Source organism: Nitrospirillum amazonense, assembly GCF_007828035.1.
GTDB lineage: Bacteria > Pseudomonadota > Alphaproteobacteria > Azospirillales > Azospirillaceae > Nitrospirillum > Nitrospirillum amazonense.
In genome coordinates this window covers 753,039-766,769 of the sequence record NZ_VITV01000004.1, presented here as the reverse complement: position 1 = coordinate 766,769, position 13,731 = coordinate 753,039, and the positions used below count along the sequence as shown (strand labels likewise).

General features: G+C 67.6%; 10 protein-coding genes. 6 read left to right on the top strand and 4 right to left on the bottom strand.

Annotated features, from left to right (window positions below):
• The first annotated feature begins 43 nt into the window (after positions 1–43).
• Complete coding sequence (locus FBZ87_RS15095; protein WP_145611064.1) at positions 44–1,432, top strand: DUF2125 domain-containing protein; 1,389 nt, start codon at positions 44–46, stop codon at positions 1,430–1,432.
• 161 nt (positions 1,433–1,593) lie between these two features.
• Entirely contained in the window at positions 1,594–2,604 is a 1,011-nt protein-coding gene (locus FBZ87_RS15090) for a hypothetical protein (protein WP_145611063.1), read from the top strand.
• On the opposite strand, the gene FBZ87_RS15085 is transcribed toward FBZ87_RS15090, so the two are convergent.
• On the bottom strand, positions 2,601–3,311 hold the full coding sequence (locus FBZ87_RS15085; protein ID WP_211106947.1) for a protein-L-isoaspartate(D-aspartate) O-methyltransferase: 711 nt from the start codon (positions 3,309–3,311) through the stop codon (positions 2,601–2,603). The two genes, FBZ87_RS15090 and FBZ87_RS15085, sit on opposite strands and share 4 nt — an antisense overlap.
• A 203-nt stretch (positions 3,312–3,514) precedes the next feature.
• On the opposite strand from FBZ87_RS15085, the gene htpG reads away from it, so the two are divergent.
• The 4 genes from htpG (at position 3,515) to FBZ87_RS15065 (ending at position 9,226) form a co-directional block, all read left to right on the top strand.
• Positions 3,515–5,416 (top strand): molecular chaperone HtpG, encoded by a 1,902-nt coding sequence (gene htpG, locus FBZ87_RS15080; RefSeq protein ID WP_145611062.1) that lies wholly within the window; start codon positions 3,515–3,517, stop codon positions 5,414–5,416.
• Between the two features lie 353 nt (positions 5,417–5,769).
• Positions 5,770–7,734 (top strand): L,D-transpeptidase family protein, encoded by a 1,965-nt coding sequence (locus FBZ87_RS15075; protein ID WP_145611061.1) that lies wholly within the window; start codon positions 5,770–5,772, stop codon positions 7,732–7,734.
• Positions 7,735–7,937: 203 nt separating this feature from the next.
• Positions 7,938–8,687, top strand: coding sequence for a peptidoglycan L,D-endopeptidase MepK (mepK, locus tag FBZ87_RS15070; protein WP_246134408.1), 750 nt, complete (start codon positions 7,938–7,940; stop codon positions 8,685–8,687).
• A gap of 101 nt (positions 8,688–8,788) precedes the next feature.
• Complete coding sequence (locus FBZ87_RS15065) at positions 8,789–9,226, top strand: hypothetical protein (protein ID WP_246134407.1); 438 nt, start codon at positions 8,789–8,791, stop codon at positions 9,224–9,226.
• A 110-nt stretch (positions 9,227–9,336) separates the two neighbouring features.
• Here the strand turns inward: FBZ87_RS15065 and FBZ87_RS15060 are convergent, their stop codons facing one another.
• The 3 genes from FBZ87_RS15060 to FBZ87_RS15050 form a co-directional block, all read right to left on the bottom strand.
• On the bottom strand, positions 9,337–10,611 hold the full coding sequence (locus FBZ87_RS15060) for a dicarboxylate/amino acid:cation symporter (RefSeq protein WP_145611060.1): 1,275 nt from the start codon (positions 10,609–10,611) through the stop codon (positions 9,337–9,339).
• A gap of 260 nt (positions 10,612–10,871) precedes the next feature.
• Positions 10,872–11,390 carry a hypothetical protein gene (locus FBZ87_RS15055; RefSeq protein WP_004273874.1) on the bottom strand — a complete coding sequence of 173 codons (519 nt, stop codon included), beginning with the start codon at positions 11,388–11,390 and terminating at the stop codon, positions 10,872–10,874.
• A 36-nt stretch (positions 11,391–11,426) separates the two neighbouring features.
• On the bottom strand, positions 11,427–13,658 hold the full coding sequence (locus tag FBZ87_RS15050; RefSeq protein ID WP_186454762.1) for a sensor histidine kinase: 2,232 nt from the start codon (positions 13,656–13,658) through the stop codon (positions 11,427–11,429).
• Positions 13,659–13,731: the final 73 nt, after the last annotated feature.

The following is a 13,731-nucleotide window of genomic DNA, read 5'->3' as shown; positions in this document are numbered from 1 at the left end:
CCGTATCACCTAGGCGCAACACCGTCCCCTTGAAGGCCCGTCCATGCCCGTCCGCCCCCGTCTCGCCGTCCTGACGCTGATCCCCCTGCTGCTGGGCACGTCCGCCCTGGCGGCGCCCGTGACGCAGGAAGGTGCCGACAAGCTGGCCCGGCTGGCCGAACAGCAGCTGACCAAGCCCGCCAACCCGCACAAGGACGGCAGCCTGCGCCTGACCCTGAACGGCCACGCCAGCGCCACGCGCGAGGGGGATCATTACCGCCTGAGCCTGCCGGGCGCGCAGCTGCACCTGGGCGACGACAGCGTGCTGGACCTGGGCACCCTGGTGCTGGCGGTCACCCCCACGGCCGACGGCCACTGGGACGCCACCGGTGCCCTGCCCAGCCCCATGGGCGTGTTCGACGGCCAGGGCATGCGCATCGGCGAAGTGCGCCTGGGCAGCCAGAGCCTGCATGCCCGCTGGACCCCCGACTTCCAGACGGTGGATCTGCTGGACGCCAAGGCGGGCGACATCCGTTTCATCCCCCGCCCCGGCCACGGCGCCGTGTCCATGGACGCCCTGACCGTGCGCTTCATGCCGGAGGACGAGGCGCGTGGGCGGTGGAGCGGCCCGCTGCGGATGGAGGTGAACAAGCTGGAGACCAGGACGCCGGAAGGTGCGGAGGAAACCCGGCTGCTGCGCGGTCTGCTGGCCATCGACGTCACGGACTTCAACATGGCCCAAGGTGCGCTGCTGCGCGTGGGCGGCGGCACGGATCCCGGCCCCGCCGGCGCCGTGCTGTCGCGCATGAAGGGCACCCTCAGCCTGGACGGCTATGCCAGCCACGACGACGAGGGCCATCCCTATTCCCTGAAGACCCTGAACGCCACCGTCACCGCCGACAACATGGACGGCGATCACGGCGTGCTGTCCCTAGACTATAGCCACCGGGGCCTGGTCAAGCCGACCGTCAACGGCCAGGCCGACCCCATCCCGGAAAAGGGCGATCTGCACCTGAAGATCAGCGATCTGCCGGCGCGCACCCTGGCGGAGGCCGACTGGACCACCCTGCCGCCCGATGCCAAGCATCGTAACCGCGCCATCAAGGACCGCACGCTGACCGCCCTGGGCCAAGCCGGCAGCCATCTGACCATCGACAAGCTGGACTTCCAGGCGCCCGACGCGGCCCTGGTGGGCAACGCCGCCCTGGTGTTCGACGCCGCCAACCCGCGCGGCCTGACCGGCACCCTGTCACTGCTGATGCGCGGCCTGGACCACCTGCCGGCCAATGGCGTGGGCAACGGCGCCATGCTGGGCTTCTTCGCCCTGCAGTCGATGGGGGCGCCCGAAAGCCAGGGCCGCCGCTTCAGCCTGGATTTCCGACCCGATGGCCATGTGAAGCTCAACGGCAGCGACGTCACCCTGCTGATGACTGGCTTGGCCAAGCTTCCCTGAGGACGCCCCCAGGTTGCGGGGCGCTCCCCGAATGACATAAAAAATACACTTCCCTTTCAAGGCACCGCTTTCATAACTCCTGTCCAGCCCGAAGGGGGACAGGCGCCGGCCCGGGCAAAGCCCCCGGAAGGGCTGGGCGGCGCCCAAAAGAAAGAAGCGAAGTGGCGGAAATCGATATTTCCATCGTCGTCGTGGCGGTGAGCTCGTTCCTGTTCGCGCTGGGCTGCGGAATTTTCTTCCATGACCATCCCGTCTGGAAGTGGATCGATATCGTCTACTATTCCCTCAGCGTCTTCGGCGTGATCCTGCTGTTCGTGTCGGAAGACCTGAACCGTGCCATGCTGCGCATCCAGGAGAAGGAGCGGGAGATCGAGCGGCACTGGGCCTCGGCCTTTCCCAGCGCCGGCACGGGCGTGCCCGCCATACCGGTGCTGCCCGCCTCCTCCCCCGACCACTGGCGGGCAAGCTATGAGGCGCTGAAGGCAGAGCAGGATTTGGGCGAACTGTGCCGCCAGGCGCCCAGCCTGGATTGCGCCCCCCACACCAGCCACGCCAGCTTCATCAAGCGCGACTTCCAGCAGTTCGACGCCGGCACCATGGCGGTTCCCGCCGACCGCGCGCGCAAGGAAGAGGACTTCTGCCAGCGGGCCTACCAGCTGGTGGACCATCTGGCGCTGAACAGCGGCGTGGGCACGGACGATTACGCCCTGGTGAAGCAGCGGCTGCTGGCGGTGGAACGCAACGAGGCCTCCGCCCTGGAAACCGCCGCCCTGGCGGAGGCGATCGGTACCAGCCATGACCGCATCCTGTCCGCCGTGCCGACGGAGAAATACGCCGCGGTGGAAAAGCTGCTAGGCTCGGAGGGGGAGTTCGCGAAGGAGCTGTTCACCCTGCTGTCCTTCTGCGCCACCCGGCCCACCGATGCCACCGCCAAGCAGCGCCACATCGACCTGCTGCAGTCGATCCAGGAAACCCGCCACCAAACCCCGCCGGAGGTGCAACAGGCCATCCGCGAGGCGGAGCAGATGGCCTCGGCCAGCCTGCCGCAGCGGGTGTCGCGCTTCATCCGCCTGAACCTGTGGCCCTTCATCCTGACGCTGGCCCTGGCGGGCAAGTTCGGCAAGGCTGTGTCCGGCTTCGGCGGCCTGCGCCGCCTGCGCGTAGCACCCTAACCCTCAACCATGGGAACGAAGGCGACCGCCAGCAGCGGCCGCTCCCGCACCTGGCCGTCCCGTCCCTTTTCCACCAGGCACAATTGCTGCGCGCCCCTTGCCGGCCCCACCGGCAGCAACAGGCGCCCACCCGGCCGCAGTTGGTTCACCAGGGCCGGCGGCACGGCAGGCGTGGCGCATGCGGCCAGGATGGCATCGAACGGCGCCGCCTCGGGCCAGCCGCCATGGCCGTCGCCGATGCGCAAGGTGACGTTCCTGATCCCCAGGGCCGCCAGCCGCCGCTCCGCCGCCTGCGCCAGATCGGCGATGACCTCCAGCCCGAAGACCGTGGCGCCCAGGTGGGCCAACAGCGCCGTCTGGTAGCCGGAACCGACGCCAACCTCCAGCACCCGGTCGCCCGGGTGGACGTCCAGCAGTTCCGTCATCAGCGCCACGAGGGAGGGCTGGGACAGGGTCTGGCCCGCCGCCAGGGGCAGCACCTGGTCATGATAGGCGTAAGGGGCCTGGTCCGCCGGGGTGAACAGTTCACGCGGCGTGCCCATCAGGGCGGCGGCCACGCGCGGGCTCAAGGCCGGCAGGCCCAGGGGCCGGTCTGCCCGCATGCGCCGGGCGATGGTTGCCACCAGGGCCTCGCGCTCATCCCGGCGGGCCACCAGATCGACCACCGCGCCGCCGCCGCTGGCGCCGGATTTTCCGAACCATGCCATCACCCTGCCCCCGTACCCCTTGCCCCTGTCGCGGTCATGCCGAATTCAGGCCCTGCCCCAACGGAGGGGCTTGCGTCCGTCGCGCCCGCCCCTCATATCGGGGCGCGACGGCCGGCCCACTAATGGGCGGCGCGTCGGAGCCAGGTTCACCACGTCGGCGGCGCCACGACAGGGCCGCCCAGAAAGAAGGACGGAACACGCCCATGAGTGAGGAAAAACTCAGCTTCCAAGCCGAAGTTTCCCGGCTGCTGGATATCGTCGCGCATTCGCTCTATTCGGAAAAGGAGGTCTTCCTGCGGGAGCTGATCTCCAACGCCTCGGACGCCTGCGACAAGCTGCGCTACGCCTCCCTGACCCAGCCGGAACTGACGGCCGGGGACGCCAACTTCCGCATCACCCTGACGCCGGACACGGCCGCCCGCACCCTGACCATCGCCGACAACGGCATCGGCATGAACCGGGACGACCTGGTGGAAAACCTGGGCACCATCGCCCGCTCCGGCACCGCCAACTTCATGGCCGCCCTGTCCCAGAAGGCCGAGGCCAAGAAGGACGGCGAGAAGGACGTGTCGCTGATCGGCCAGTTCGGCGTGGGCTTCTATTCCGCCTTCATGGTGGCGGGCGAGGTCGAGGTCTATTCGCGCAAGGCCGGTGAAACCCAGGGCTGGCGCTGGACCTCGGACGGCAAGGGCTCGTTCACCGTGGGCGAGAGCGACGATGCCCCGGCGCGCGGCAGCCGCATCGTGCTGCACCTGCGCGACGGCGAAGACGACTACCTCCAGACCTACCGCCTGCAGAGCATCGTCAAGAAGTACAGCGACCACATCAGCATCCCGGTGCTGGTGGGCGATGACGAAAAGCCGGCCAACGCCGCCTCCGCCCTGTGGACCCGGCCCAAGAGCGAGATCACGGCCGAGCAGTACAAGGAATTCTATCATCACGTCGGCCACGCCTTCGACGATCCCTGGCTGACCCTGCATTGGCGGGCGGAAGGCGTGCTGGAATACACCAACCTGCTGTTCATTCCCGAGGCCAAGCCTTTCGACCTGTTCGAGCCGGAGCGCAAGCACCGGGTGAAGCTGTACGTCCGCCGCGTCTTCATCACCGAGGGTCCGGAAGGTCTGATCCCGGCCTACCTGCGCTTCCTGCGCGGCGTGGTGGACAGCGAGGATTTGCCGCTGAACGTCAGCCGCGAGATGCTGCAGCACAACCCCATGCTGGCCAAGATGCGCACCGGCATCGCCAAGCGCGTGCTGGGCGATCTGGCCCGCAAAGCCGACGACGCCGACTCCAAGGCGGACTACGCGCGCTTCTGGGAAAACTTCGGCGCCGTGCTGAAGGAAGGCCTGTATGAGGAGCGGGAGCAGCGCGACACCCTGCTGAAGCTGCTGCGCGCATACAGTACCCATGGGAGCACCCACGGCGATGAGCTGGTGAGCCTGGAAGACTATGTCGGCCGTATGAAGCCGGGCCAGGACGCCATCTACTACATCACCGGCGAGGACAAGGCGGCATTGGCCCGCAGCCCGCACCTGGAAGGCTTCCGCGCCAAGGGGGTGGAGGTGCTGTTCCTGACCGACGCGGTGGACGAGTTCTGGCTGCAGTCCGTCACCCAGTACAAGGACCACGCCTTCAAGTCCGTCACCCGCGGCGGCGCCGACCTAGCCAATGTTACGGCTGAGGACAAGGCGGAGGAGCCCAAGGCGCCGGAGGACAGCGTGGCCGATCTGGTGGCGCTGGCCAAGCTGACCCTGGGCGACGCGGTCAAGGACGTGCGCACCTCCGAACGCCTGCGCGAAAGTGCTGTCTGCCTGGTGGCGGACGAGGGCGACATGGACATCCACCTGGAGCGTATGCTGAAGGCCCACCGGCGCCTGGATGAGACATCCAAGCGCATCCTGGAAGTCAACCCCACCCACCCTTTGATCCGCCGCCTGGCGGACCTGGCCAAGGCCAATGGCGCCAGCGGCGCCCAGGGTGAGGCCCTGGCGGATGCAGCCTGGCTGCTGCTGGACCAGGCGCGAATCCTGGAGGGCGAGCCGCTGCCGGATCCGGTGGCTTTCGGCCGCCGCCTGGCGACGTTCGTGGAGAAGGGGCTGGCCTAAAGGGTCAATCGCCTCATTTATTTACACCCTGTTCATGCCCCGCCCGGGAAACCGATGCGGGGCATGGCGTTTTTGCAACGGCCGGTGGGTGTCAAGGGCGCCCCGCGCCGCATGGAACGGTTTCGCCCTTTTCTTGCCGCTAACTGCTGGCATAGTCCGCAACCGATCGAACGATGCGGCTGTTATCGTTGGCAGGTCGGGATGCGGCTGCACAGGGGGGCACCCTTGCCGTCGTTGATATGGGTTTCCCCCGGGACGTCCCGGGGGTCCAAGGGCGTGAGCCAGGCGGGGTTTGCATGGGGTTGTCGATGGGGGCTGTCGCCCCGAATGATCGGAATGGGGCGCGGACCGGGATGCGGCGCCGCAACGCCTCCACCGCCGCGCTACTGGCCACCGTGCTGTTCCTGCTTCCTCTGGGCGTCCAGGCAGGCGGCCAGGCGCGCGACCTCGCGGACCTCATGAAGGAGCGCTTCCCGGTGGCGCAGGGTGAGGCGACGCCGGACGACAGCGACCAGACCGTGCTGGCGCGGTTCTACCGGGGCCGGGGACTGAAGCCCTTGTGGGTGGAACACGGCGAGGCCAACGCCGCCGCCCGCACCGTCCTGACCGTCCTGGGTCATGCCGATGAGGATGGGCTGAACCCCAACGACTACGCGCCCGCCAGCCTGACGGCGCAGCAGGGCCATCTGGACAGCCCCGAGGCGCAGGCCGCATTCGAAACCAACCTGACCCTGGGCCTGGTGCATTATGCCAGCGACGTGTCGGTGGGCCGCATCATCCCCACCCTGGCCGACCCGGAACTGGTCATCGACCGGCCGCCCTTCGACCGGGCGCAGTTCCTGGGCGGCGTCGCCTCCGCCACGGACCTGGGCACCCTGCTGAGCGGCCTGGCGCCGCACCGGCCGGAATACGCGGCGCTGAAGGCCGCGCTGGCCCACTATCGGCAGATGAAGGCCGCCGGTGGCTGGCCCACCATCCCGCCGGCGCCCAAGGCGCCCCCGGCCCCGCCGCCACCGCCGGCCGATCCCGCCAATCCCACGGCGCCTGCGCCCAAGCCGGAAAAGACCAGCGATGCGCTGAAGCCCGGCATGATCGACCCGCGCGTGCCGGCCCTGCGCGCCCGCCTAGTGGCCACCGGTGAGGCCAAGCCCCTGCCCGTCCCGCTGCCCAAGGGCACCAATCCGGAACTGTACGACGACGCCCTGGCCACGGCCGTGAAGGAATTCCAGCGCCGCCAGGGACAGGAACCGGACGGCGCCATCGGCAAGCGCACCCTGGTGGAACTGAACGCCACCGTGGATCAGCGCATCAACCAGATCATCGTCAACATGGAACGCTGGCGGTGGGAGCGGGAGCCGGCGGACCAGCCCTATCTGGTGGTCAACCTGGCCGACTATACCCTGTCGCTGATGCGCGGCATGGACGTGCAGATGACCATGCGCGTGGTGGTGGGCGCGCCCTTCACCCGCACGCCCGTGTTCATCGGCAACATGAGCTATATGGAGCTGAACCCCTACTGGTACGTGCCGACCAAGATCGCCAAGGAAGAGATTCTGCCCAAGCAGAAGAAGGACCACAGCTACGTCGTCAAGAACCACTACACGCTGCTGTCGGACTGGACATCCAACGCCGTGCCGGTGGACCCCAGCAGCATCAACTGGGCGACCGTGACGGAGCGCAACTTCCACTGGCGGGTGCGGCAGGACGCGGGCAACGACAATTCGCTGGGCCGCATCAAGTTCATGTTCCCCAACAAGTTCGACATCTACCTGCACGACACGCCGTCCAAGCGGCTGTTCGACCGGGCGGTGCGGTCCTTCAGCCACGGCTGCATCCGGGTGCAGGACCCGCCCAATCTGGCGTTGGCCATCCTGGCCCTCACCGACACCCCCGGCTGGCCGGAGGAGAAGCTGCGGGCGGAGATCGGGGGCGACAGCCTGAAGCACCAGACGATTCGCCTGAAGAATCGCCTGCCGGTGCATATCACCTACATCACCACCGTGACCGACCCGGACGGCGGCATCGACTTCCGCACCGACGTCTATGGCCGCGACGCCCGCGTGCTGGCCGCCCTGAACGGTCCCCGGCCGCGCAAGCCGGTGGTGCCCGCCGCCGTGCCGGCCGCCGCCCCCACGCCCGGGAGCGCGCCCAACGCCGCGCCGAACACGGTGCCGGCCGCGTCGGGCGACGCGCCGAAAGCGGCTGAGACTCCAAAGCCTTCGGTCCAGGGCGCACGCACGGGCGCTACACCGGCACCGGCCGCGGCACCGGTGCCAGCCACCACCCCCGCCCCGGCGAATGCCAACCCGGCGCGCTGACGAATGGGGGCCGCCCGCCCAATTGTGACCGTTTCGGAAGCGGTTGCAAAGGCGGATGCCCAGGCCGACGCACGGTAGCGGTCACACGTTCATCAAATTTTTGCCTCATTTGGGGCTTGCTTATTCACACCCCGTTGTCACAGACTGCAGCCCTGCCCTGCTGGTGACGCGGGGCTGTGGCAAGACAGATGGGGACATCCGGAATGGACGAACGGCACGCCGCGGCGCGTTTGCTTACTATTGCCTGCGACGCCCCCAGTGCCTCTGATGCGTCCCTGGTTGCCTCTTCCGCTCCGGCCCCGACCCGGCGCGGCCTGCTGGCCGGCTTCGCCAAGCTGGCCACCGGCGCCGCCCTGGTGGGTGGTATCGCCAGCCCCCTGCCGGCGCTGGCCAAGGCCGCCACCAAGCACCACAGCGGCGCCAGCCACGGCCACAGCGCCGCCCACGGCAACCTGATGCATGGCGACTGGTCCAACGCCCGCGCCGCCACCCGGCCGCTGTCGGACAACCGCCGCGTCCTGGCCTTCAACCACCTGCACACCGGCGAGAAGCTGAAGGTCACCTACTGGGCCGACGGCAAGTACCTGCCGACCGCCCTGCACGACGTGAATTCCATCCTGCGCGACTGGCGGACCAACCAGACCATCGCCATGGATCCCAAGCTGCTGGATCTGATGTTCCAGATGCAGCACCGCCTGCACACCAACGAGACCATCCAGGTCATCTGCGGCTATCGCTGCCCCAAGACCAATGCCATGCTGGCGGCCAACTCCGAAGGGGTGGCCAGCCACAGCATGCACATGGAAGGCAAGGCCATCGACCTGGACCTGGCCAGCAAGCCCCTGGCCCGCATCCGCCAAGTGGCGGTGGAGCTGAAGCAGGGCGGCGTCGGCTACTATCCCAAGTCCAACTTCGTCCACGTCGACACCGGCCGCGTCCGCCAGTGGGCGTAACGGCGGGCGCGTGACGCCATGGGTCTAAGGACGGGGTTGTTCCCCTATTTGCCGACATGAGACAAACACCCCTCGGAAGACCTTGAGGGGAACCCAAGCTCATGCGCGTGCGTCTGGCGATGTCAACCGCCATAATCTTCACCATCGCGTCCACGGCCGTCGCGCAACCGGCACCGGCCCCCTTCACCGGCCGCGACCTCAGCGGCACCTACGCCTGCACCGGCGTGGATGGGCATGAGGGTGCCTACACCTCCACCGTGACGCTGGAGATGGACAGGGCGCAATCCCACGGGAATCGCGCCGGCTATCATTTCAGGATGGAGGTGCCGGGCTACGGCACCTATCGCGGTGTCGCTACCGCCGATGGCGACGCCCTGGCCATCACCTTCGCGCACGAGGACCCGGCCACCCAGGACTACGGCACCGGCATCGCCAAAGTGAGCCGGACCAAGGACGGCAAGGTGCGCTTCGACAAGTTCTATTACGAAGACGCCTACAAGGGCGGGAACACCGGCACGGAAAGCTGCGTGAGGAACTGAGTCCCGAAAGCGAACAGGCCCCGGATCGGACGATCCGGGGCCTGTCGCGTTTCATGGCATGCTGTCTTGCTATCGGCCGGGCTGAAGTCGGGCCGGCTGAATTCCAAGGCTCAGGCGGCGCTCGGTCCGTTCGCCAGTTCCCGGTGCAGGACCTCGGTATCCAGTTCCTTTTCCCACTTGCTGACGGCGATGGTGGCCACGCCATTGCCCACCAGATTGGTCAGGGCGCGGCATTCGCTCATGAAGCGGTCGATGCCGATGAGCAGGGTCAGCGAAGCGATGGGAATGTCCGGCACCACGGCCAGCGTGGCCGCCAAGGTGATGAAGCCGGCGCCGGTGACGCCGCTCGCACCCTTGGACGTCAGCATGGCCACCAGCAGGATGGTGACCAAATGCCCGAAGGTCAGGTGGGTGTTGGTCGCCTGGGCCAGGAACAGGGTGGCCAGGGTCATGTAGATGTTGGTGCCGTCCAGGTTGAAGCTGTAGCCCGAGGGGATGACCAGGCCCACCACGGGGCGGGCGCAGCCCAGGCGTTCCATCTTCTCCATCATCTGGGGCAGCACCGTCTCGGAGGAGGAGGTGCCCAGGACGATCAGCAGCTCGGCCTTGATGTAGTTGATGAAGCGCAGGATGGAGAAGCCGCAGATCCAGCCGACGATGCCCAGCACCACCAGCACGAACAGCAGGCTGGTCAGGTAGAAGCTGCCGATCAGCATGCCCAGGTTGATGAGCGCGGCGATGCCGTACTTGCCGATGGTGAAGGCCATGGCGCCGAAAGCGCCGATGGGGGCCAGACGCACCACCATGTGGATGATGCGGAAGAAAATCTTCGACATGCGCTCGATGACCACCGTGGCCGGCTTGCCGTAGTCGCCCAGGTGGGCGATGGCGAACCCGGTCAGGATGGCGATCAGCAGGACCTGCAGCAGGTCGCCGCCGCCCAGCGCACCCAGATAGGTGTCGGGGATGATGCCCAGGATGTGGTCGGCCACGGTGTCCTTGGCGGCCTTGTCGACATAGGTCGACACCGCCTTGGCGTCCAGGGTGTGGGGGTCGACGTTCATGCCGTTGCCTGGCCGCACCACCTCGCCCACCAGAAGGCCGATGACCAGCGCGAAGGTGGAGATGACCTCGAAATAGATCAGGGCCTTGCCGCCCACGCGGCCGACCTTCTTCATGTCGGTCATGGCGGAGATGCCGCTGACCACGGTGCAGAAGATGACCGGCGCGATCATCATCTTGACCAGCTTGATGAACCCGTCGCCCAGCGGCTTCAGCGAGGCGCCGAAATTGGGCCAGATGCTGCCGACGATGATGCCCAGGATGATGGCGATGATGACTTGGAAGTAGAGGACCGAGTACCAGGGCTTTTTCACATGTTCCATGGGCACATCTCCCTTAGCCTCTTGTGACGAGGCGTGTTGCCGGGCCCCCATTTCCGATGCCCCAGGGACCCGCGGCCACAGCACTGCCGTTAGGTGCGACAAGAAAGCAATTGCCAGGTGAGATCAAGGCTTAAGGCGGGATTCCGTCCGCCGCTCCTCATGAAATTTTTTGACCGATGCGGCCGCGACAACAGCCGGTCGCGGCAATCGCTTCTCTTGGCCTTCCCCCTGGCGCTTTTGCTTGCCCAATAAAAGTCGTTTTAAAAGACGGTCAGTTGCGGCGGCGCCGTCTTCAGCAGGTTCTCCAGCCGCTCCACCACCTCTTCCATGTTCACGCGCACACGGTCCAGCTCGTCCGCCGTCTTGTCGTCGATACCGGCCTCGAACAGCATCATGTCGTAGTCGGCCAGCACCTTGGTGAAGGCCTCGCGCTCATGCTGCAGGATCTCATAGGCGCCCAGCGCGTGGACCAGCAGCTGCGGCGGATTGCGGAAGAAGGCCAGGCTGACGCGGGTGAAGGCCGCGATGGACCGCAGTCGCATGCGGATGAGCCAGGACTTCAGTTCACGCGGCGCGTCGTTGGGACGGCTCTCGGCCTTGTCGCCGATGGTGAAGATCATGGCCTGGATTTCGTGATAGACGGCGCGCGCCTTCTTGTAGTCCGGGAAGGACTGGGCGGGGCGGCCGGACATCTGCTCGAAAGAGGTCACCGTGGACGACAGCGATCCCGCCAGCTCACGCAGCAGGGCGCCGTGGTTGACCTCCTTCTTCATGCGCATTGGGGCGATATCCCTGTAAGGATCAGACGCTTCAGCTTAGCGCGCCAACCCCGTCGCCACCAGGGTATCCGGTGTATGGGGTCGACCCCCTGCGTCCGCCGCCCTCTCATCCCCACGGGCATCCCCGCGGGCGGTCAGGTCGTCGATCTCCAGGTCGCGGCCCCGCAGGTCGGGCAGGACCAGGGTGAAGCGGGTGCCGGCCCCGGCCTCGCTGGCCGCCGTGACCGTGCCCTTCAGGCGGTGGGTCACCAGGTTGTAGACGATGTTGAGGCCCAGACCCGTACCGCCCGCCCCGCGACGCGTGGTGAAGAAGGGGTCGAAGATGCGCGGCAGGATGGCCGCTGGGATGCCCCGGCCGTCATCCTGGTACACCACCTCCGCCCCGCCGGCGTGCCCGTCCCCCTGGGCTCCCGGGCCCTCCCCCGGCGGCAGGCGGCGGGCGGTGATGGTGATGCGCCCGCGCACGCCCGGCTCATAGGCATGGAGGATGGAGTTGGAGACGAAGTTGGTCAGCACCTGGGCCAGCAGGCCGGGATAGGTCTCCAGCTCCACCGGGCCATGGCAGACGACCTCCGCCGTGTGCCCGCTGCGGCGCAGGTTGGGGCCCAGGCTGGACAGCACCTCCTCCATGTAGGCGCACAGCTCCACCCGCCGCCGCTCCTCCGAGCTCTGGTCGGCCGACACCTGCTTGAAGCTCTGGATCAGGCTGGCGGCCCGGCCGATGTTGGACAGCATGAGGCGGGAGGATTCCGCCAGCTCGCCCATGAAGTCAGTCAAATCGCTGCGGCGCAAACGGCCGTCGCGCACCAGGTGATCGATGGCAGTGACCCGCTCGGAAACATGGGAGGCGGTGGTCAGGGTCACGCCGATGGGGGTGTTGATCTCATGCGCCACGCCGGCCACCAGCTGGCCCAACGAGGCCAGCTTTTCCGCCTGCACCAGCGCATCCTGCGACCGCTTCAGCTTTTCCAGGCTGTCGCTCAGTTCCGCCGTGCGGGTGCGCACGCGGTCCTCCAGCTCGTCATTGGCGCGGCGCAGGGCGGCCTCGCTGGCCTCCAGCGCCCGCTCGCGCTCCTCCCGCTCCTTGCCGATGCGGTAGGCGACGCCGAAGGTCAGCAGCACCAGGCCGATGGCGTTGGGGGCGTAGAGCGCCGCCTCGGTCCAGATGGCGGCCGGCAGGACGCCGCTGGCGCGTAGCGACCAAACGACCGCCACACCCACGATGGGCAGGAAGCCCAGCAGGAAGAAGCGGGCGTTGACGGAACGCCGCAGGTCGCGCACCGCCGCCGTCAGCGTCAGGGCCGAGCCCAGCAGCGCCAGCGCCTGCGCGATGCCCGAGCCCCGCGCCGGGTCCAGGTAATGCAGGGGCGTATCCAGGACCAGCAGGCCGGTGGACAGCAGCAGCAGCCGGGCGATCCAGGGCTGGCGCCGCCTCAGATCCAGGAACTGCACGGCGAAGATCTGGCCCACGGCCACGGGCAGGGTGCCAACCACCTCGCGGTAATAATGGCTGGCCAAGTCGGCCGGCAGGTGTTCCCAGGGATAGCCCAGCTGGCCGTAGATGTAGGCCAGGGTGATCAGGGCATAGAACAGCAGGGTCACCCCCACCTCCACCCCCGCCATCACCACCAGGGCGAACTGATAGGCGGCGGCGATGATGAGGACGCCGAAGGTCAGGCCGTGCAGCAGGATGTCGCGGCGGTCCACCTGGGCCTGGGCGTCGCTGCTGCGCAGATAGAGCGCGAAGGAGGCGAAGTAGTGCTCCACCCGCATGTACAGCACCGTGCGCCCCGGCGGCAGGGCCAAGGTGAAAACAGGGTAGCGGTGGGGAATGTCGGTACCCCGCGCCGCAGCCCCCTCGGCCACGTGCCGCTGCGCCACCGGGATCTGTCCATCGCCGGAAAACACGTAGAGATCCAGGCTGCGGTAATAGGGATAGGCGAAGACCAGCAGCCGGTCGATCGTGCCATCGGTCGGGTTGTCCAGAGTGATGCGCGCCCAATAGGCGGAATGGGTGCGGGCGAAACCGGGCGTATCGCGGGTGGCCGGGGTGAAGCGGGTGGCCGCTGGGCCCGACGTGACGTCGGCCAGGGTCAGGTCCCGCCCCTTGTCCTCCAGCAACTCCAGATGGCCGCCAAGGGACAAGTCCGGGCCATCCACCGTCACCGTGTTCGCCGTAACCGTGTCCGCGCGGGCCGCCACGGGTGCCAGTGGCGCGAACGCAAGGAACAGCAGGACGGCCAGCACCGCCCGTAGGCGGCAGCCCATCCCGTCACGTCCCGCGCCCTGTCTCCGTACACCCATCATCCGTCCGCTAACCCGTGGCTGGCGCAACCATGCC

What these genes read in the sequence shown, in the direction of transcription:
- FBZ87_RS15055 (WP_004273874.1), bottom strand. Translation starts at nt 11,390, where the DNA reads ATGCGCATGAAGAAGGAGGTCAACCACGGCGCCCTGCTGCGTGAGCTG.
- FBZ87_RS15065 (WP_246134407.1), top strand. Translation starts at nt 8,789, where the DNA reads ATGCGCGTGCGTCTGGCGATGTCAACCGCCATAATCTTCACCATCGCG.
- FBZ87_RS15050 (WP_186454762.1), bottom strand. Translation starts at nt 13,658, where the DNA reads ATGGGCTGCCGCCTACGGGCGGTGCTGGCCGTCCTGCTGTTCCTTGCG.
- mepK (WP_246134408.1), top strand. Translation starts at nt 7,938, where the DNA reads ATGGACGAACGGCACGCCGCGGCGCGTTTGCTTACTATTGCCTGCGAC.
- FBZ87_RS15060 (WP_145611060.1), bottom strand. Translation starts at nt 10,611, where the DNA reads ATGGAACATGTGAAAAAGCCCTGGTACTCGGTCCTCTACTTCCAAGTC.
- FBZ87_RS15075 (WP_145611061.1), top strand. Translation starts at nt 5,770, where the DNA reads ATGCGGCGCCGCAACGCCTCCACCGCCGCGCTACTGGCCACCGTGCTG.
- htpG (WP_145611062.1), top strand. Translation starts at nt 3,515, where the DNA reads ATGAGTGAGGAAAAACTCAGCTTCCAAGCCGAAGTTTCCCGGCTGCTG.
- FBZ87_RS15095 (WP_145611064.1), top strand. Translation starts at nt 44, where the DNA reads ATGCCCGTCCGCCCCCGTCTCGCCGTCCTGACGCTGATCCCCCTGCTG.
- FBZ87_RS15085 (WP_211106947.1), bottom strand. Translation starts at nt 3,311, where the DNA reads ATGGCATGGTTCGGAAAATCCGGCGCCAGCGGCGGCGGCGCGGTGGTC.